Origin of the sequence: Daejeonella sp. (genome assembly GCF_037719425.1) — a bacterium.
Lineage (GTDB): Bacteria > Bacteroidota > Bacteroidia > Sphingobacteriales > Sphingobacteriaceae > Daejeonella.
Window position 1 is genome coordinate 3,569 of sequence record NZ_JBBJNI010000220.1, and the last position, 836, is coordinate 4,404.

Consider the following 836-nt stretch of genomic DNA (forward strand, 5'->3'; position numbering starts at 1 on the left):
TACACCACTGGCTGATTTGCTCGCAACCAAAGAAAGCGTTGCCAGCTCTTCCTCTACCTTTTTTCGCGAGGTAATATCGATGATTACTTCTACCTCCCTATCGACATTCCCGTCGGAATCCAGTACAACTGAATTCAATATTGACAGCCAGATAGGCGTACCATCCTTCTTGTATGCCAGAAGATCCACATTAAATGGAAGTTTATTTTTGGTATTTTCCCGAGCAGTTCTAAGTACAACTTTGTCGGTTTGTTCTCCTGATAAAACATCTCCAAGCCGATGCCCTTTCAGATCATCCAGATTAAAACCAGTGATTTGTTCGGAGGCCTCATTCGACCAGATTATTTTACTATTGCTGTCGCTGATTACTACCCCGTTGTTGACTTTATTTGCTACTAGCGATAGTTGCTCTAATTCAGCAATCATCGTCTTCTGTTCGCTTATATCCCTGCCGTTGGCATACCACTTATTTTTTTTAACAGCCAGGGACCAGCCCATCCATTTCACGGTCCCATCTTTTAATTTCATCCGGCCTTCAAGTTCAAAGTCTTTTCTTCCGGCTGAGAGGCCCTGAGAAACAATAGGTATCAGCTCTTTAAAATCTTCTTCCAGGAAAAAATCCCATATACCCTTGCCTTCACCCTCCTCAGGAGTGTATCCAAGTACTTTCTCAACGGCTTTGTTCACCACCAGAATATTTCCGTTCCGGTCCATAATAGCCTGGAGCTCGGCGGAATTATTAAACATCGTGCTTATTTCCTCGTATTTGGAAATAAGATCCTTTAGCTCGAGATTATTCTTCCGGGCTTCAAGGTGAGCCACAACCTCGTTTGCCA

The 836-nt window shown here is 43.4% G+C and carries 1 protein-coding gene; it reads right to left on the reverse strand.

From position 1 onward, the window contains the following. A partial coding sequence (locus WKF69_RS18705) for a PAS domain-containing protein (protein WP_340383946.1) occupies positions 1–836 on the reverse strand: 836 nt, incomplete at both ends.